At 41.8% G+C, this 18,005-nt stretch carries 15 protein-coding genes; 3 read left to right on the forward strand and 12 right to left on the reverse strand.

The features are described 5' to 3' along the window. Positions 1–114 precede the first annotated feature (114 nt). The 10 genes from L5B76_RS05955 to L5B76_RS06000 all read right to left on the reverse strand — a co-directional run bounded on the left by L5B76_RS05955 (position 115) and on the right by L5B76_RS06000 (position 11,353). Entirely contained in the window at positions 115–2,808 is a 2,694-nt protein-coding gene (locus L5B76_RS05955) for an autotransporter outer membrane beta-barrel domain-containing protein (RefSeq protein ID WP_265754649.1), read from the reverse strand. Between the two features lie 57 nt (positions 2,809–2,865). After that, positions 2,866–4,089 (reverse strand): peptidase T, encoded by a 1,224-nt coding sequence (gene pepT / locus L5B76_RS05960; protein ID WP_265754650.1) that lies wholly within the window; start codon positions 4,087–4,089, stop codon positions 2,866–2,868. Positions 4,090–4,107: 18 nt separating this feature from the next. Continuing rightward, complete coding sequence (locus L5B76_RS05965; protein ID WP_194750849.1) at positions 4,108–5,649, reverse strand: AbgT family transporter; 1,542 nt, start codon at positions 5,647–5,649, stop codon at positions 4,108–4,110. Positions 5,650–5,777: 128 nt separating this feature from the next. Then, entirely contained in the window at positions 5,778–6,065 is a 288-nt protein-coding gene (gene yggU, locus L5B76_RS05970) for a DUF167 family protein YggU (RefSeq protein WP_265755531.1), read from the reverse strand. Further along, positions 6,065–6,628 (reverse strand): YggT family protein, encoded by a 564-nt coding sequence (locus L5B76_RS05975; RefSeq protein WP_103854361.1) that lies wholly within the window; start codon positions 6,626–6,628, stop codon positions 6,065–6,067. The genes yggU and L5B76_RS05975 overlap by 1 nt, the downstream gene beginning before the upstream one ends. A 17-nt stretch (positions 6,629–6,645) precedes the next feature. Further along, complete coding sequence (gene corA, locus L5B76_RS05980) at positions 6,646–7,593, reverse strand: magnesium/cobalt transporter CorA (protein ID WP_265754651.1); 948 nt, start codon at positions 7,591–7,593, stop codon at positions 6,646–6,648. Positions 7,594–7,839: 246 nt separating this feature from the next. Further along, on the reverse strand, positions 7,840–7,968 hold the full coding sequence (locus L5B76_RS05985) for a hypothetical protein (RefSeq protein ID WP_265754652.1): 129 nt from the start codon (positions 7,966–7,968) through the stop codon (positions 7,840–7,842). Then, entirely contained in the window at positions 7,944–8,165 is a 222-nt protein-coding gene (locus L5B76_RS05990) for a sulfurtransferase TusA family protein (RefSeq protein ID WP_265754653.1), read from the reverse strand. Before L5B76_RS05990 ends, L5B76_RS05985 begins: the two co-directional genes overlap by 25 nt. A gap of 27 nt (positions 8,166–8,192) precedes the next feature. Then, a complete protein-coding gene (locus L5B76_RS05995) occupies positions 8,193–9,248 on the reverse strand; it encodes a YeeE/YedE family protein (RefSeq protein ID WP_265754654.1) in 1,056 nt (351 codons plus the stop codon). A gap of 194 nt (positions 9,249–9,442) precedes the next feature. Continuing rightward, positions 9,443–11,353: an ABC transporter ATP-binding protein gene (locus L5B76_RS06000; protein WP_265754655.1), complete on the reverse strand. Its 1,911-nt coding sequence runs from the start codon at positions 11,351–11,353 to the stop codon at positions 9,443–9,445. 188 nt (positions 11,354–11,541) lie between these two features. On the opposite strand from L5B76_RS06000, the gene L5B76_RS06005 reads away from it, so the two are divergent. The 3 genes from L5B76_RS06005 to L5B76_RS06015 are packed head-to-tail and all read left to right on the forward strand — an operon-like array spanning position 11,542 to position 14,983. Beyond that, positions 11,542–11,796, forward strand: a complete 255-nt coding sequence (locus L5B76_RS06005; RefSeq protein WP_103854285.1) for an oxaloacetate decarboxylase subunit gamma — start codon at positions 11,542–11,544, stop codon at positions 11,794–11,796. Between the two features lie 24 nt (positions 11,797–11,820). Continuing rightward, on the forward strand, positions 11,821–13,665 hold the full coding sequence (oadA, locus tag L5B76_RS06010) for a sodium-extruding oxaloacetate decarboxylase subunit alpha (protein ID WP_265754656.1): 1,845 nt from the start codon (positions 11,821–11,823) through the stop codon (positions 13,663–13,665). 13 nt (positions 13,666–13,678) lie between these two features. Continuing rightward, positions 13,679–14,983 (forward strand): sodium ion-translocating decarboxylase subunit beta, encoded by a 1,305-nt coding sequence (locus L5B76_RS06015; RefSeq protein ID WP_115248736.1) that lies wholly within the window; start codon positions 13,679–13,681, stop codon positions 14,981–14,983. A gap of 612 nt (positions 14,984–15,595) precedes the next feature. On the opposite strand, the gene gdhA is transcribed toward L5B76_RS06015, so the two are convergent. Together gdhA and L5B76_RS06025 are read right to left on the reverse strand one after the other, a co-directional pair. Beyond that, a complete protein-coding gene (gdhA, locus tag L5B76_RS06020; protein ID WP_265754657.1) occupies positions 15,596–16,945 on the reverse strand; it encodes an NADP-specific glutamate dehydrogenase in 1,350 nt (449 codons plus the stop codon). 399 nt (positions 16,946–17,344) lie between these two features. Next, positions 17,345–17,989 carry a tellurite resistance TerB family protein gene (locus tag L5B76_RS06025; protein ID WP_265754658.1) on the reverse strand — a complete coding sequence of 215 codons (645 nt, stop codon included), beginning with the start codon at positions 17,987–17,989 and terminating at the stop codon, positions 17,345–17,347. Between the last annotated feature and the right edge of the window lie 16 nt (positions 17,990–18,005).

Raw genomic sequence — 18,005 nt, forward strand, 5'->3', positions numbered from 1 at the left:
AAGTGCGGTGAAAAATTTCGAGATTTTTTACCGCACTTTTTATATATCCCAAAAAGAAAAACCACCCGAAGGTGGTTTTTTAATGTCTAGGATTAAGATATAGATTTTAACTCATTACCATTGATAGCTATACCCCAAATTTAGCTGTACATTCTCTCTATAACGGCTTCCCATTTGATTTTTCACTGATACATCGAAAGAACCTAATGTGGTTTTCAGTGCTGTACCTAATTCAAACTGAGCGCGGTTACCGAATGATTGAATATCAGCTTTATATTGGTTGATAACAATATCGCTTGAGCCAAAATCATTTAGCCAATAAATTCCGGCATAAGGTTTTAGGCTAAGCGATGAAAACGCAATATTTCCCATAAATTGAGCACCCAATTTGCTGCGGTAAGTTGTGTTACCATTGAATTTGGTTGCCGATATGCTCGCTTGTGGCACAACGCTCCAATTAGCAGATATTGGCAATTTAATGCCTGTACCAAGGCGTAAGCTATGCGCATTGAAGCTTTGTTTATCAACTTCATCACCACTTAAGCGTAAGCGGTTGTAGCTGTAATCGGCATCAAGGAATAAGCCGTTTTGCCACTGCATTCCGCCATAAATACCGATATGGTTACCTTTGATTTTTGCGCTGCCATAATCTTTGTCGAAATCAATTTTGCCTTGACCAAGCCCCGTATAAAGCCCTGAATAATAATAGGTATCTTGATTGACAAAATGCGTATCATAACCAACGCTCAGCAAATGGTTACGCTGTTTAAAGCCAGATGTGTTGGCTAAGAGTGTTTGGTAAGAATCCACTTCGCTCCAATTATTGCTATTTTGCACCCAGAACCCGGTTAAGCGTCCATTGTTATGCAAGAAACCAATGCGTTCGCTTACTGTTTCCCCTTGTGTATATAAATAAGCGCGCGCCGCTTGTTGGATTGAAATCACATTATTGGCATATTGACTAAATGTTCTCTCTCCTTCATCATCGCCTTGCGGTTGCGGTTGCGGTTGCGGTTGCGGTTGCGGTTGCGGTTGCGGTTGCGGTTGCGGTTGCGGTTGCGGTTGCGGTTGCGGTTGCGGTTGCGGTTGCGGTTGCGGTTGCGGTTGCGGTTGCGGTTGCGGTTGCGGTTGCGGTTGCGGTTGCGGTTGCGGTTGCGGTTGCGGTTGCGGTTGCGGTTGCGGTTGCGGTTGCGGTTGCGGTTGCGGTTGCGGTTGCGGTTGCGGTTCTTCAGTATCGGCTGATTTTCCTTTATGTGCCAATACCCAGTTATTATTATCTTTCGCTAATTCATAGCGATAAATCCCTACATCGACATAAGGTTTATCTTTTAAGCTGAATGTTCCATCGCCTGAATTAGTTTTCACTAAAATGACTTTGCCATTTTCTTTTTTCGGTTCGTTGCGAGAGTTTCTCACTTGTAAACGATGATCACCTGTTACGCTACCTTTAACAATAATTTGATCGGCTTTTTCAGAAGCGAGATCGGAATTTAGAATAAATTCACCGCTGCCCGATAAATCTTGGTTAATTGTTAAGGTGTGGAATGCGGAATCTGGCTCAAACTCAACGGTTGAATTATTTACGCTGAGATTATCTAAGGTGCTATCACCTTTAAATTTCCACTGGCTATTGCCATTTAAGGTTAAATCCACCGTGCCGTGTTGGTAATTAGGGTTAATATAGCTAACACCTTGCAATTTTGCGCCTTGAGTTGCATTTATTTTTAATGCCAATTCACTTTCTAATTCATCTTCATCATAATCACCAACTTTGATGATCTCTGGATCATTAATCGAAATTAATTTCTGAGTATTAATCTCTCCCCCTTCAATTGAAAGGGTTACAGCATCGCTTGCAACGCCATCAGTCATTCCAAGAAAGAATGAACCCGCAGATACTTTGCTATTTTTGACAGTAATTTGAGTTGGCAATACATTGTTTGTCGTTGAATCATTCACCCCCGAATTCATAAAAACAATACCTTTGCCACCTAAACTAATCTGGCTATCTTGTAAAGAAATGTTCTGAACATTTTTTGGAGAATATTTTGAAAAATCAATTGCGACTTGGTAATCTTTGTCGCCAGTTACTACTAAATGATTTGCATTAACTGTCGTATTTGCATTAAGAACTAAAGCTTCTGCATATTCGCTATTTAAGCGTATAGATAAATTATCTGCCAGAATCGTAGAATCATTCGCACTAATCCCCTCTGCCCCCCTACCATTTAAAATAATTTTTGATTCTTTGATTGATAAATCAGATGAATCTAAATAAATGGCATGACTACCCTCAAAACCATCTGGATTCTGGTTAATTTCATCAAAACTTGAACCCATTATAAAGGTTACATCGGGTTCGATAATCGCTTTGCTCCCTTTACTGTAACGATGTAGGGCTAAAATACTACTCCCGTCATTTGGGTAATTATCTAATGTGGCAACAACGCCCGTTTTAAATGTAATTTGATTTGCTGATGAGGTATTAATAAATCCAAATAAAGTATTAGCCGTAATAATACCATCATCTCTAACCGCATTATCTGTGGCGGGAGTATTAGTATAATTTCCTGCTTGAACGGTAATATTGAACTTTTCTTGGCCGTCTGGGAAAGCGCCTTTATCCAATATTTGGCTATCGTCTATCGGATCTTTGGAAAAAGAGGGTTGATAAACATTATATCCCTCATTTGTTTTAGAATAATTACATCCTAGAGAATTAGAACACGTTAAATCAATCGTATTCGCTTGCGAATAGCAGGCAACTAATATTGCAGCTAAAGATAAATTTGTTGATAACTTCTGCATTTTTTTTCCTTATCCAAAATAAAAAATTTTCAAAAAACAACCGCACTTTAAGACTAGTTATTCCTGAGCTACTAGTTCCACCAGTTTTAAAGTCAGCTCACAAGATTTCACGAAGGAATTAACGGGCAGAAACTCAAAACGGGAATGAAAGTTATGTGCGCCAGTGAAATAATTTGGGGTGGTGATGCCTTTTACAGAGAGAGCAGCCCCATCTGTACCGCCACGCATAGGGATCACTTTGGGTTCTACATTGATCTGTTCCATTGCATTAAATAGTAAATCAATGGATCGGCGATCTTCACCTAAACTATTGGCGATATTGCCATAAATATCAGAAATTGTGCAATTGATTACCGCTCTTGGGTAGCGCTGTTGCATTTGCTGTACCGCTTGTTCGATGAAAGCTTTGCGTTGCTCAAATTGGGCTTTATCAAAATCGCGAATCGCAATGCTAAGCTCAGCTTGACTTTGGTTTGCTTCAAAATGATTAAACCACCAGTAGCCTTCTTTGTTTTCTGTACATTCTGGGGTTTGGCTGCGATCAAACAAGGCGATGAAATCTTGTGCGACTAAAATAGGATTAATCAGCACATTTTTTGCCGACATTGGGTGTGCACTGACGCCTTGAATAGTTATGCTGGCAGAAGCGGCGTTAAAGTTTTCATACACCACTTCGCCTAGCTCGCAACAATCAATGGTGTAGGCGAACTGTGGCTTAAATTTGTTAAGATCCAATAACTTCGCACCACGTAATCCAATTTCTTCATCAGGCACAAAAGCGATATAAATATCCCCTGTGGCAATATTATTTTGCTTAATTATTGAAAGTGCGGTCATAATATTGGCAATTGCCGCTTTGTTATCTGCACCTAACACACTCGTGCCATCACTAAAAATGATCTCTTGCCCTTGGTAAGGCAAAATTTCAGGGTGTTCAGCAACATTTAGCCAAATATTTTTCTCCTCATTAAGTTGCAAATCCTGTCCGTTAAAGGTTTGAATTTGCGGTGTGATATGAGGTGATAACGCAACATCTACGGTATCCATATGAGCACAAAAACCGATGGCAGTGGCATTCGATTTAGTGCCTTTGAACACCCCTGTTACATTGGCGTGTTGGTCAATTTCAACCTCTTGCACGCCTAATTCTTGCAATTCTTTCGCCAATAGCTTTGCCATTTCCCATTGTCCCTGACTACTCGGCACAGTGGGATTACTTGCATCACTTTGACTGCTAATCGCAAGATAACGAAAAAAACGATCAATTAATTGTTGTTGCATAATGCCTCCCTCTTTTCTCTATGCTTTTGGATATGTGTAGCCGCTATCAAAACCAAGCGGAATGCCTAAGCCCCAGAATACATATAACACAAGGGTTAGCACAATAAATAAGCCGATAGTATATGGAATCATCATCGAACAAAGCGTTCCCACGCCAGTATTTTTACAATAACGCTGGCAATAAGAAATCAATAATGGATAAAAGGCAAACATTGGCGTTGAAACATTCATTACTGAATCACTAATTCTAAATGCCGCTTGGGTTAATTCGGGTGAAATATTCACTGACATCAGCATTGGCACGAGAATTGGCGACAAAATTGCCCATTTTGATGTGGCGGACGTGATAATAATATTTAGCAATAAAGTTAATACTAACACCCCAAACACGGTAATACCCGCAGGCATTTGCAAGGCTTTCAAAAATTCAGCACCGGATAAGGCAATCAATGTGCCGATTCCTGAACGGTTAAAAGAATACAAAAATTGTGCACAGAAAAAGGAAAACACAATAAATGGCACAAGGGTATAAGTGATTTTCTCCATGGCTTTGGTGACTGTGCGCGTATCTTTAAATGTGCCTGCAATAATGCCGTGAACCAAAGAAGGCACTGCAAAGAAAATCAGCAATAATGGCACAATCATTTGCATAATCGGCGATTTTGGACTAGTCAATGAACCATCTGACGCTCTCAATAACGAGTTTTCAGGATACGCCAATAAAAACAATCCCACCACCATTAACAATAGCACCAACGATGCCCAGCGAAAGGCTTTTAAGTCTTGTGCAGTTGGTGGGTTAATTGTGGTGTCTTTGCTATCTAAATCCTTATCAATAGGCATTGTGCGTTTTAAATGCGGATCGATAATTTTATCTGTAATATACCAGCAAGTTAGAATCACAAAAACAGTACTACCTAAACTCACAAAGTAATTACACAGCACATTCACATCATAGCTCGGATCTAAAATGCGTGCGGCACTTTGTGTGAAACTCTGCATAATAGGATCAATAATCGAAGGTGTAAAACTGGCGGAAAAGCCTCCCGCTAAGCCAGCAAATGAAGCTGCAATTCCTGCTAAAGGATGTTTACCTACGGAATAGAAAATCAATGCAGAAATAGGCATTAAAATCACATAAGCAGAATCTGCTGCAAGATGAGCGAATACAGAAATGATAATTACGGCTGGTGTAACTATTTTCTTTGGAATAATACTTAACGCACGGCTCAAACCTACATTAATAAAACCACTCGCCTCAGCAATCCCAATGCCAAAAGTCGCAACAATAGTAATACCCAAGGGTGGAAAATTCACAAAGTTTTTGGTGAGTGATGAGAAAAAGGTTGCAATTTCAGAAGATTGGAAAAGATTAGTGATTTGAATCGGTGTTTTTTGAATGGGGTGGATATAATCAAAATGAAAATAAGAAAGCCCCCAAGACAGCAACCAACATACAATTAACGCATAAATAAACAACATTGTAATGTCAGGTAATTTATTGCCGATATATTCAATTTTTTGTAACCAATTTCGTCTTGATACAGCAACTTCAGCCATTCTTTTCTCCTTGTTTAAAGATAATACAAGCAACCGATTATATGATTCTCCCACAAGGAAATCTAGAATTATTCCACCATCTTTTAGTGAAAAAACGTAAAATTCTTACCACTCTTTTAACCGCTTTTTTATAACAAATGAGTTATCACATCAGGAATCACTTTCGGTGTCGGGATAAAAATTTGTTTATGGCGGTTAAGTTCGCCTTTTTCGATGAGAATACTGCTTTTTGGCACTTTAAAGGTTTTGCTTAGGAATTTAAGCAAATGGGCGTTAGCTTGGCCATCAATAGGTGGGGCTGTGATGGTGATTTTTAGCTCGTTGTCGTGTAAGCCAACGATTTGATCTTTACTGGCTTTCGGTTGCAGAAAAATCCGCAACCGAAGTCCTTGCGTGCATTGTTCGATCGCATTCATTAGGCAAATTGCCATAAGATAGGCGCAATGTCGTACATTACACGGTTGGCGTAAAATAATAAAAATGCCAATAACATCGGGGAGAAATCAATCATTCCCGTGTTCGGTAAAATACGGCGAATCGGGTTGAGCAAAGGTTGCGTGAGCTGATAAAGGGTATATTGCAACGGATTTTGCCCGCGGTTAAACCAGCTTAAAATGGCTTGGAAAAACAACACATAAATCACCGCTTCACCCATAGTGCGCAAGGTATGCAATAACCCGATGTAAAGATAAAGCAAAGGATTTGCCGCCACTTGCGCTGATCCTAATAAATCTAGCAAAGGATATTTTGCCACGCCTAATGCCACACACAACGCCAATGCCGCGGTATTTAAGCCTTTCACCGTAGGTAAAAACTTTTGCAATGGCGCAAGCACAGGCTGGGTGAATTTCACTAAGGTTTGCGAAAAAGGATTATAAAAATCCACGCGGCTATATTGAAACCACGCACGCAAAATTAGCACAAAACTAAAAACATTAATCAGGGTATAAACTAAAAATTGAAGGGAATTTAAGCCCATTATTTTCTCCTTAAAAATTACAACCAGCCTTTGCGTTTAAAATAAATATAAGGCGTCAGTGCCGCAACGATCATCAAACCAATCGCCATAGGATAGCCATATTTTAAATGCAATTCTGGCATAAATTCAAAGTTCATTCCGTAGGTGGACGCCACCAAGGTTGCAGGCAGGAACATCACTGACACTACGGAGAAAAATTTCATAATTTTATTCTGCTCAATATTGATATAACCCATTGCCGCTTGCATTAAGAAATTCACTTTTTGGAATAAGGATTCATTATGCGGTTGCAGGGATTCAATATCGCGTAAAATATCGCGCGCTTGCTCTAGCTGATTGGCAGGCAGACGTGTTTTGCGCACCAAAAAGCTCAATGCACGTTGCGTATCCATCAAACATAAACGCACTTTGGAACTGGCATCTTCTTGCTCTGTGAGTGTGGCAAGCGCTTTATCAAAGGCTTCGCCCTGCTTACCCTCCAAAATAACGTGGCTTAATTTTTCCAAATCTGCGTAAGCATTTTCGATTACATCGGCGAGCTGCTCGATTTTGGTTTCAAATAAATCTAACAGCACTTCATAGGCGTTACATTCCACCAAGCGTTGGTTGCGCGAACGCATTCGATAAAGGCGAAAGGCTGGCAATTCACGATCACGCAAGGTGAACAAACGCCCATCACGCAAGGTAAACGCCACGCTGGCAATATCGGCATAATCATTTTCATCTTCACAATAGAAAAAAGAGTGCAAATGCAAGCCATCTTCGTCTTCAAAGAAACGTGCGGACGCTTCAATATCTTCCAATTCTAAGAAAGATGCCAAACTTTGCCCTAAGCCCTGTTGCAACATTTCACGTTCTTCGCTTGACGGCTCAAGCAAATCAATCCAAATGGCGGCGTTGAGATCCTCATCTCCCTCATCTAGCCGAATTAAACGCGCATTTTCCAGTGCAAAAGCATTAATCATTTTGTCATACTCCTTGAGGGATTATGAACAAACCCGATGAACAAAAGAAAACTAAATAATCAGCACATAAAGTGCGGTGCAAAAATTTCGATTATTTAATTAAAGATACCTAATAATTGAGGTAATGAAACTTACCTGCGAAATCTCGCCGATAAGTGGAGGACGAGATTTAGATCAACGATGAATTGGGTATCGACTATGACTGTCCAAAGTGTGTGTCCTCTTGTTGCTAAATCGTGCGGAATGTTACGCTTCAATGGGGTGTTCGTCAAGGGGATCTGTAGGAAAAGAAAGCGATAAAAAGTGCGGTGCAAAAATTCCGATTTTTTCCACCGCACTTAAAAGAAAGGCTATTTCACTACCGTGATTGTCCATTTTGCATCGCCAATTTGGTCAAAATGGGTAACTTCATAGCCTTCTTCTGCCGCCCAGTTAGGAATGGCCTCTGTGGCTTGCGTGCAATCAAATTCAATTTCGATGCCATCACCTGCATTTAATTGTGCCATTGCGGCTTTTGCTTCTTCTAATGGGAATGGGCAGACCAGCCCCGCGGTTTCTAATTTTACGATCATCTTAATTTCCTTCTATGTGAATAAATCTTATGCTGCAGTATTCGCTAACGCCAATCTGCGCGGACGAATAAATAAGACGTGTGCCATTGTCCATACTCCAAGAATCGTGAAAGCAAGGGCAATCCAGCCTTTAGAACTCATCACTGCCGTGGCAGTTAAACCATTTCCGATGGTGCAACCACCCGCCAATGACGCACCAACGCCCATTGCAAATCCACCAACTACACTGTGATAAAGGGTTTTCGTGTCGGGTAAGCGCCATCTAAACTCACGGCTACCTTTCGCGGCAAGATAAGAGCCGATAAAAATCCCGATCACCAAAAACACGCCCCAATTTAACCGTTTTTCATCGCCTGTTACTAAAAAATGAATAAGATTTGCAGAGGGTGTTGTGATCCCCAAGCCGCCAGCACGCCCCGTGCTTTCACTTGCAGGCCAAGCAACCAGTGCAATAATGCCAATAGCCAGTGCTGCTACAAAAGGGTGATAGCGCTTTTCAAACAACCAATGGCGTAACCCTTGATATTTTTGCGGCAATGTTGCCACTTTATTTTTAGGGTGTTTGCTTAGCGTGCGAGAGATTCCAAACCCTACCGCTATCGACAATAATGCGACAAGCCACCAAACAGAAATTCCTAGTTGTGCCGCAAGATTATCATTCATTCTGGTATAGCTAGTTACCGTATTTTTGAATTCCACCAACACACCATATTTCATCATTGCCGCACTTAGCATATACATTGCCAATGCCAACCAACTTCCGATCAAACCCTCACCTGCACGATACCACGTCCCAGTTGCACAACCGCTAGCAAGTACAATACCAATACCAAATAGGTAAGACCCAAAAACTGTTCCAACCAAAGAAAAATCTTCATAAGGTGATGAAATATAACCCAACTCTACAAGAGTCAGCACCCCCACGCTTTGAATTAAAATGGCCAGTAAAAAAGCATAAAACATTTTATTATTTTTCGCCGTGTACATATCACGAAACCCACCTGTCATACAAAAACGGGTACGCTGCAGCACAAAACCAAAAATCACACCGAGAACACCGCCCGAAATTATTGTCCAAACCATAAATTTCTCCTCTAACGTACTAATTAAGTGCGGTTATTATGCGAGAGATTTTTTATAGCTATCCAATAATTAATTGAAAGAATATATTTCTTTTGGTTATAAGAAGTTAAGGCGTTACTGCGTAGTTAATAATGAGGAAAATAAATAGAGGAAACCAATGTTTCCCCTAAAAATTTAGAAAAAACTACCTCGCTTTATTCCATCACTCTCTCAATCTCTTCCTGCACGGCAAACCATTCCATTTCGACTTCGTCTAGCTGTTTTTTGTATTCCGCTTGGTCTTTTAAAAGTGCGGTGAGATTTTCTTTCATTTCTGCTTGGTACAGATCGCCGTTGGCTAGCTGTTGCTCAATGTCTGCCAGCTTTTGTGATAGGGTTTCCATTTTGCTTTCCCATTGGGCGAGAGATTTTCGCAATGGCGCGAGCTGTTGGCGAAGTTCCGCTTCTTTGCGTTTTTGCTCTTTACGATTTTGGCTGCCACTTTCTTTATTGCTTTCTGTTTTGCCAGAGGATTGGTTTTGGCTATTTTGTTCGTTGAGCCATTTTTGATAATCGTCTAGATCGCCTTTAAACTCTTCCACTTGCCCATCGTGAACCAAATAAAATTCATCAACGGTGTTGCGTAATAAATGGCGGTCGTGGGAAACAATCACTAATGAGCCTTGATAATCCACCAAGGCTTCGGTTAGGGCTTGGCGCATATCTAAATCTAAATGGTTGGTCGGTTCATCTAATAACAATAAATTCGGTCGCTGCCAAACGATTAATGCCAACACCAAACGTGCCTTTTCGCCGCCTGAAAAGGTGGCGACAGGCTCATTCACTTTATCGCCGTGAAAGGCGAAACTGCCGAGATAGGTGCGTAATTGTTGCTCCGTTTGTTGTGGGGCGAGCTGCTGAATATGCCAAAGAGCGCTTTCTTCCGCACGCAAGGTATCCAGCTGATGTTGGGCAAAATAACCAAGCTGTACGCCTTTTGCGAGCTGAATATTGCCAGAAAGTGCGGTGATTTCTCCCGCTAATAATTTAATCAATGTGGATTTTCCTGCGCCATTCTTACCGAGCAAACCAATGCGAGAGCCGGGAACAAGATTTAATTTGATTTGTTTCAGAATTTCCGTGGTTTGCCCGTTATTTTCATAACCTGCACTAACTTTTTCCATTGAAAGCAATGGATTAGGCAACGCCAGCGGCTCACGAAATTCAAAAGTGAATGGATTATCCACATAAGCAGGGGCGATGAGTTCCATTTTCGCCAACGCCTTAACACGGCTTTGTGCTTGTTTTGCCTTGCTCGCTTTGGCTTTAAAGCGGTCAATATATTTTTGTAAATGTGAGATTTTTTGCTGTTGCTGACGGTATAACGCCGTTTGTTGGGCTAATTTTTCCGCCCGTTGTTTTTCAAAAGAAGAATAATCGCCAGTGTATTCATTTATTTTTTGATTTTCAATGTGCAGAATTTTGTCCACCACAGGATCAAGAAAATCGCGATCGTGTGAAATCAGCACCAGCGTGCCTTGATATTGTTGCAACCAACGTTCAAGCCAGATCACTGCATCTAAATCTAAGTGGTTGGTGGGTTCATCAAGTAACAACAGATCGGAAGGACATAGCAAGGCTTGTGCTAAATTCAGACGCATACGCCAACCACCCGAAAAAGCACTCACAGGCTGGCTAAGGGCATCTTGACTAAAGCCCAATCCATTTAACAATGCCGCCGCTCGTGCTTGGATTGTCCACGCATCAATGGTATCTAACTGTTCGTGAATGCGCGCAATCGCATTGCCGTCATTGTTTAGATTAGCTTGTTCTAGCTGTTGCTGTAACGCGACATATTGGCGATCACCTAAAATCACATAATCCAGAGCAGAAATAGCAAGCGCTGGGGTTTCTTGGTTCACCCAAGCCAGTTGCCAGTTTGTGGGGTAACTCACTTCGCCACCTTCAGCACTAATTTCTTTTTTTAATAAGGCGAGTAGCGAAGATTTTCCACAGCCATTTTTGCCCACCAAGCCCACTTTTTGCTTAGGATTAATGGTCGCGTTGGCATTTTCTAGCAATGTCGTTTGACCACGTTTTAACGAAAGATTGGTAAATAAAATCATTAAATTTCGGTTTATCTCTGATCAGCAAAGGGGTTATTTTCCACGTTTTTATAAAAATTGCCAATCATTCCAAATTTTTATTGGAAATTTTTCAAAAACCATTTTCAACAATGTGATCTAGTTCAATTTTTTTATAACCTAAACAGGATATGATACAAAATGCAGTTTTACATCTTTGAGGTATAAAAATGACAAACGCTGAACTTATGCAAGAAGGCATAAACCTGATGCTTTCAGGAATGGGGTTCGTGCTGGTTTTCTTGTTAATCCTAATTTTTGCCATTGGATTAATGTCGAAACTGGTAAACCGCTTTTTTCCTGAGCCTGTTCTCACCCAGCCTTCCCCGATAAAAGCACAATCCACTCAAACAGATGATTTAGAAAGATTACGCCCAATTATTGTGGCGGCGATTGCTCATCATCGCCGTAATCAAGGGCTTTAAATTGATTAATTTGGAGAAAATACAATGACTGTTGAAAAGAAAAAAATTGCCGTAACTGATGTTGTGTTGCGTGATGCGCACCAATCCCTTTTTGCGACCCGTTTACGCCTTGATGATATGTTACCTATTGCTGCTGAACTTGATGAAATTGGCTATTGGTCGCTTGAAGCTTGGGGCGGTGCAACCTTTGACGCTTGTATTCGTTTTTTAGGGGAAGATCCTTGGGTGCGTTTGCGTGAACTCAAAAAAGCAATGCCAAAAACCCCATTACAAATGTTATTACGCGGACAAAATTTGCTAGGTTATCGCCATTATGCCGATGACGTGGTAGATCGCTTTGTAGAACGTGCCGTGCATAATGGAATGAGCGTGTTCCGTGTGTTTGATGCAATGAACGATCCGCGCAATATGCAACAAGCGTTGAAAGCGGTGCGTAAAAATGGCGGACACGCGCAAGGAACATTAAGTTACACCACAAGCCCTGTGCATACTTTACAAACTTGGCTTGATACCACAGAACAACTGTTAGAAATTGGTATTGATTCCCTTGTGATCAAAGATATGTCGGGCATTCTCACACCAAATGAAGCCTATCACTTAGTCAGTGAAATCAAACAACGCTTTGATGTGCAACTTCATCTTCATTGCCACGCCACCACGGGAATGGCAGAAATGGCGTTGCTTAAAGCCATTGAAGCAGGCGTGGACGGTGTAGATACCGCCATTTCTTCAATGAGTGGCACATACGGCCACCCAGCCACAGAAGCCTTAGTGGCCACCTTAAAAGGCACACCTTATGATACGGGCTTAGATATTCAAAAATTAGAGAAAATTGCCGCTTATTTCCGTAATGTGCGGAAAAAATACCATAAATTTGAAGGACAATTAAAAGGCGTGGATAGCCGTATTTTAGTAGCACAAGTACCAGGCGGAATGCTCACCAACCTTGAAAGCCAATTAAAACAGCAAAATGCGTCCGATAAATTGGATTTGGTGTTGCAAGAAATTCCAAAAGTGCGGGAAGATTTGGGCTATATTCCACTAGTTACACCAACTTCACAAATTGTTGGAACGCAAGCGGTGATCAACGTATTAATGGGTGAACGCTACAAAACCATTGCTAAAGAAACCGCAGGTATTTTAAAAGGCGAATACGGCCGCACGCCTGCGCCAGTCAACGCACAACTGCAAGCGCGTGTGTTAGAGGGTGCAGAACCAATCACCTCACGCCCTGCGGATCACCTTGAGCCAGAAATGGAGAAACTCACGCTCGAAATCAAACAACAAGCCAAAGAGAAAGGCATCAAACTATCTGACAATGAAATTGATGATGTGCTTATTGTGGCGTTGTTTCCACAAGTGGGGCTGAAATTCCTTGAAAATCGTGGCAACCCTGATGCCTTTGAACCTGCACCAACGGTGGAACAAGCGCCAGAAAAAACTTCGCAAAAAACCACCGCACCTGTAAACCAATCTGTCGGTGGCGCAGCGGTTTATACGGTGGAGTTAGAGGGTAAAGCCTTTGTGGTGAAAGTAAGTGAGGGCGGCGATATTAATCAAATCACTCCAGCTGCAACACCATCAGTTCAACCAGCTCAACCTGCACAAACCGCACCACAGCCTGCAGCGCCGCAAGCCACACCGCAAGCAGCAAATGGTACGCCAGTGAATGCACCAATGGCAGGCACCATTTGGAAAGTGGTGGCAACCGAGGGGCAACAAGTGGCAGAGGGTGATGTATTGCTCATTCTTGAAGCAATGAAAATGGAAACCGAAATCCGTGCTTCGCAAGCGGGAACGGTGCAAAATATCAGCGTGAAAGCCGGTGATGCCGTTGCCGTGGGCGATACCTTATTAACGATTGCATAAGTGCGGGGTAAAAATGGAAAGTATTTTGTCTTTACTGCGTGGAATGGGCATTATGCACCTAGAGTGGGGGCAGGCGGTGATGATTGCCGTCAGCCTGCTACTCTTGTGGCTTGCCATCGCGCGCAAATTTGAACCCCTGTTATTGTTACCCATTGGCTTTGGTGGATTGCTCTCTAATATCCCTGAAGCAGGCTTAGCAATGACCGCATTGGATAACCTTTTGCATAACGGCACCAGTGAGCAACTTGCCATTGTAGCAAGTAAACTCGGTACTATTGCTGATCCTGCATCAATTAAGACCGCACTTAACAATGCGCTGCCCTCTGTACAAAATGAATTGGAAGTAATGGCAGGGGATATGGGCTATTCCGCAGGCGTGTTAGCGTTATTCTATAAAGTGGCGATCGGTTATGGCGTTGCTCCGCTCATTATTTTTATGGGCGTAGGGGCGATGACGGATTTCGGCCCACTGCTCGCCAACCCACGCACGCTCTTATTGGGCGCAGCGGCACAGTTTGGTATCTTTGCTACGGTGTTAGGTGCGTTAGGCTTAAACTGGCTAGGTATCATCGACTTCACCCTGCCACAAGCTGCCGCAATCGGCATTATTGGTGGAGCAGACGGCCCAACCGCAATTTACCTTGCGAGCAAACTCGCCCCTGAATTATTAGGTGCGATCGCCGTGGCAGCCTATTCTTATATGGCGCTCGTGCCATTAATTCAGCCACCGATTATGAAAGCACTCACTTCACAGCAAGAACGCAAAATCCGAATGGTGCAACTGCGTACCGTAAGCAACCGCGAAAAAATTCTTTTCCCGATTGTGCTATTAGTGCTGGTGGCGTTGCTCTTACCTGATGCTGCTCCATTATTGGGAATGTTCTGTTTTGGTAATTTAATGCGCGTCAGTGGCGTGGTGGAACGCTTAAACGACACCGCACAAAATGCGCTAATCAACATCGTTACCATTTTCCTAGGGCTTTCCGTTGGCGCGAAATTGGTGGCGGATAAATTCCTCCAACCTCAAACTCTTGGTATTTTATTATTAGGAATGATCGCCTTTGCTATCGGCACCGCATCTGGCGTATTAATGGCGAAATTAATGAACCGCTTTAGCAAAAATCCAATTAACCCATTAATTGGCGCAGCGGGGGTTTCTGCCGTACCAATGGCCGCGCGCGTTGCCAATAAAATTGGTTTAGAAGCCGATCACCAAAACTTCCTATTAATGCACGCAATGGGGCCAAACGTCGCAGGCGTTATTGGATCTGCCATCGCAGCTGGGGTAATGTTGAAATATATTTCAGCAATGATGTAAAAACATATAAAGAAAACCCAAAATTACTCTGCACCCCAAAAATTGGACTAAACAACCAACTGATTAAGGTGCAGATTTTTTATGACTAAATATACTCAACATCTGAAACAACAATTGCTCGACTTTTATCTTCAAAATGATAAAAAACAGTGTTCCACAGAAGCCCAGAAGCAAAGATGAATGACGTTATCTAATTTAAGAATTAGAAGCGGAGAATACGATTCTAAAAAAGTTGCAGAAACTCAACCAACAAAAATGCAGAAAAAACTGTCATTGTAAATAACTTACTTGTTCCTGCATTTACCGTTAGAAATGTTACTCAGATCAATCAGATTAGCGCGCATTTCCTTCTTTTTTTATCAATTTAGATTTCTGAAGCAAATAGACGCGATTTATAACCCAAATGACAAAAATTAGGGTTATCGTTAAATTACCTTCGGGTTAAAAAATTTTTGACTATTAATCACAAAAGTGTTCAACCGATAATCCAACGTCAGCTAAAAGGACTAAACTCTGTAGAATACAGAATTTAGTCCTCGATTAATACGTAGTCTAACTTTTTGGGGTCAGATCACTTTGGGATAGCTTTTGTTTGTTTAGAAAACAAATCGATTAGTAAACACCTTGCGCTAACATTGCATCTGCAACTTTTACGAAACCTGCGATGTTTGCACCAGTTACGTAATTGATGTTCGCTTGGCCTTCCACCGTACCGTATTTTTTACAGTTTGCGTGAATGTCGAGCATAATTTGTTTTAATTTTGCGTCCACTTCTTCCGCTGTCCAGTATAGACGCTGTGAGCTTTGCGCCATTTCTAAACCAGATGTTGCCACGCCACCTGCGTTTGCTGCTTTACCTGGGCCGAATAATACGCCAGCTTCAAGTAGTGCGTCTGTTGCTTCGATAGTGGTTGGCATATTCGCGCCCTCTGCCACAAGTTGTACGCCGTTGGCGATTAATTTTTGTGCGTCAGCAAGGTCTAACTCGTTTTGTGTTGCACAAGGTAGTGCGATGTCTGCTTTCACGCCCCAAGGACGCTCGCCTGCAACATATTGTAAGCCGAATTTTTCTGCATAATCTTTCACGCGGCCACGTTGTACGTTTTTGATTTCCATTAACGCAGCTAATTTTTCTGCTGTGAAGCCCGCTTCATCATAAACATAACCAGAGCTGTCAGAACAAGTAACCACTTTCGCACCAAGTTGTAATGCTTTTTCAATGGCATATTGCGCTACGTTACCTGAACCTGAAACCACAACGGTTTTGCCTTGGAAAGATTGATTTTTTTCTTCAAGCATTGCTTGTGCGAAATAAACTAAGCCGTAACCTGTTGCTTCTGGGCGAATTAGACTTCCACCGAATGACAATCCACGACCTGTGAATACACAACCTGCTTGGTTTGATAATTTTTTCATCATACCAGCAAGATAGCCCACTTCACGGCCGCCAACACCGATGTCGCCTGCTGGCACGTCTGTGTCTGGGCCAATGTGGCGATAAAGTTCGCTGATCAATGCTTGGCAGAAACGCATTACTTCGCCGTCAGATTTGCCTTTAGGATCAAAGTCTGAACCACCTTTACCACCGCCCATTGGCAATGTAGTTAATGCGTTTTTGAAGATTTGTTCAAACCCTAAGAATTTTAAGATAGATTGGTTTACCGATGGGTGGAAACGCATCCCGCCTTTAAATGGCCCGATTGCGCTGTTGAATTGTACGCGGAAAGCACGGTTTACTTGCACTTGTCCTTTATCATCTGTCCACGCCACGCGGAATTGGATTAAACGCTCTGGCTCAACAAGACGCTCCAAAAGCGCTTGCGAACGATATTGTGGATTTTTCTCTAAGAATGGCCAAATTGAAGTGAACACTTCACGCACCGCCTGTAAAAACTCTGGCTGGTGTCCATCGCGTTGTTCAACTTTGGCTAAGAATTCTTCTAATGAAGTGAATGTTTGCATACTGTGTTTCCTTTTTTAAATAAATATAATTGTTATAGGGGTTACTAAATTTGTGTGATTTTTATACCGCACTTTTAGTAAGCGAACCGATTAAGCGGTCAGGCATTAATATGCAACAAAAAAAGATAGAATTGCAAACATTTTTATCCAAGAAACCCCATTTTTTACAAAGTTTTTTGTTTTAAATTAAATTTTTTATAAAAATATGATGTTATTTATGAATTTATTTTAAACTATATAGCTTAACTTTGACGAAATAATCCTAATATTAATTTCTTAATCTGTGATCTTGCTCACGCGAGATTTATGGTGATTGTTAGAAGAGCTTGATGTAAAGACAAAATAAAAACGGTGCGTCTAATTACACACCGTTTCTGTTATATATGGGTTTAGTAAAATTTAAAACCCAGCTTGTTTTTCTAGTTGTTCAACGAGCACGTCATCAAGGTGAAGTGCGTTAGCAAGATTGCCAAGGAAAACAATTTCTTTGCGATCTAATTCGCCGCACACAACACGGGCTGCAAGGTAAACTTGGGAAGCTAATGCTGTGTCGTTGCCCACTTGTTGGGCGATTTCAGCGATGGAAATGGGTTGTTCAATTTGTTGCTGTAACCAATGATACACTTCAGGATCGTTTCCTGCTTCGGTGATGATGAGTTGTTTTTCTTCATCACTGATTGCTCCATCAGCGGCGGCCGCTGCGATCATTGTTTGCAGAATTAATTGCCCTGATGTGGCTTTTTCTGCGGTATCTACAAAGGTTTCTTCGCTAAGATTTGGATCAAGTGCGGTTGAATTTTGTGCATTTTTTTGCTGATATTGTTGGTAAGCTTGGTAGGCTAAACTTCCCAATGCCGCGAGTGAGCCTAATTTGGTAAGGCTTGCGCCGCCATTACGTCCTAATAACATAGAAAGTAAACCAATGGCTGCTGCGCCACCGCCTGCTTTGGTAATTTTATCTGCGGTAGAGTTTCCGCTCATTGTTTTACCAAGCTGATCTTTAGCAACAGTAAAAACTTGATTTAAAATTTGATTAAAATCCATAGAATGTCCTCCGTTG

It is taken from the genome of Avibacterium sp. 21-594 (assembly GCF_026226815.1).
GTDB classification, from domain to species: Bacteria; Pseudomonadota; Gammaproteobacteria; order Enterobacterales; family Pasteurellaceae; genus Avibacterium; species Avibacterium avium.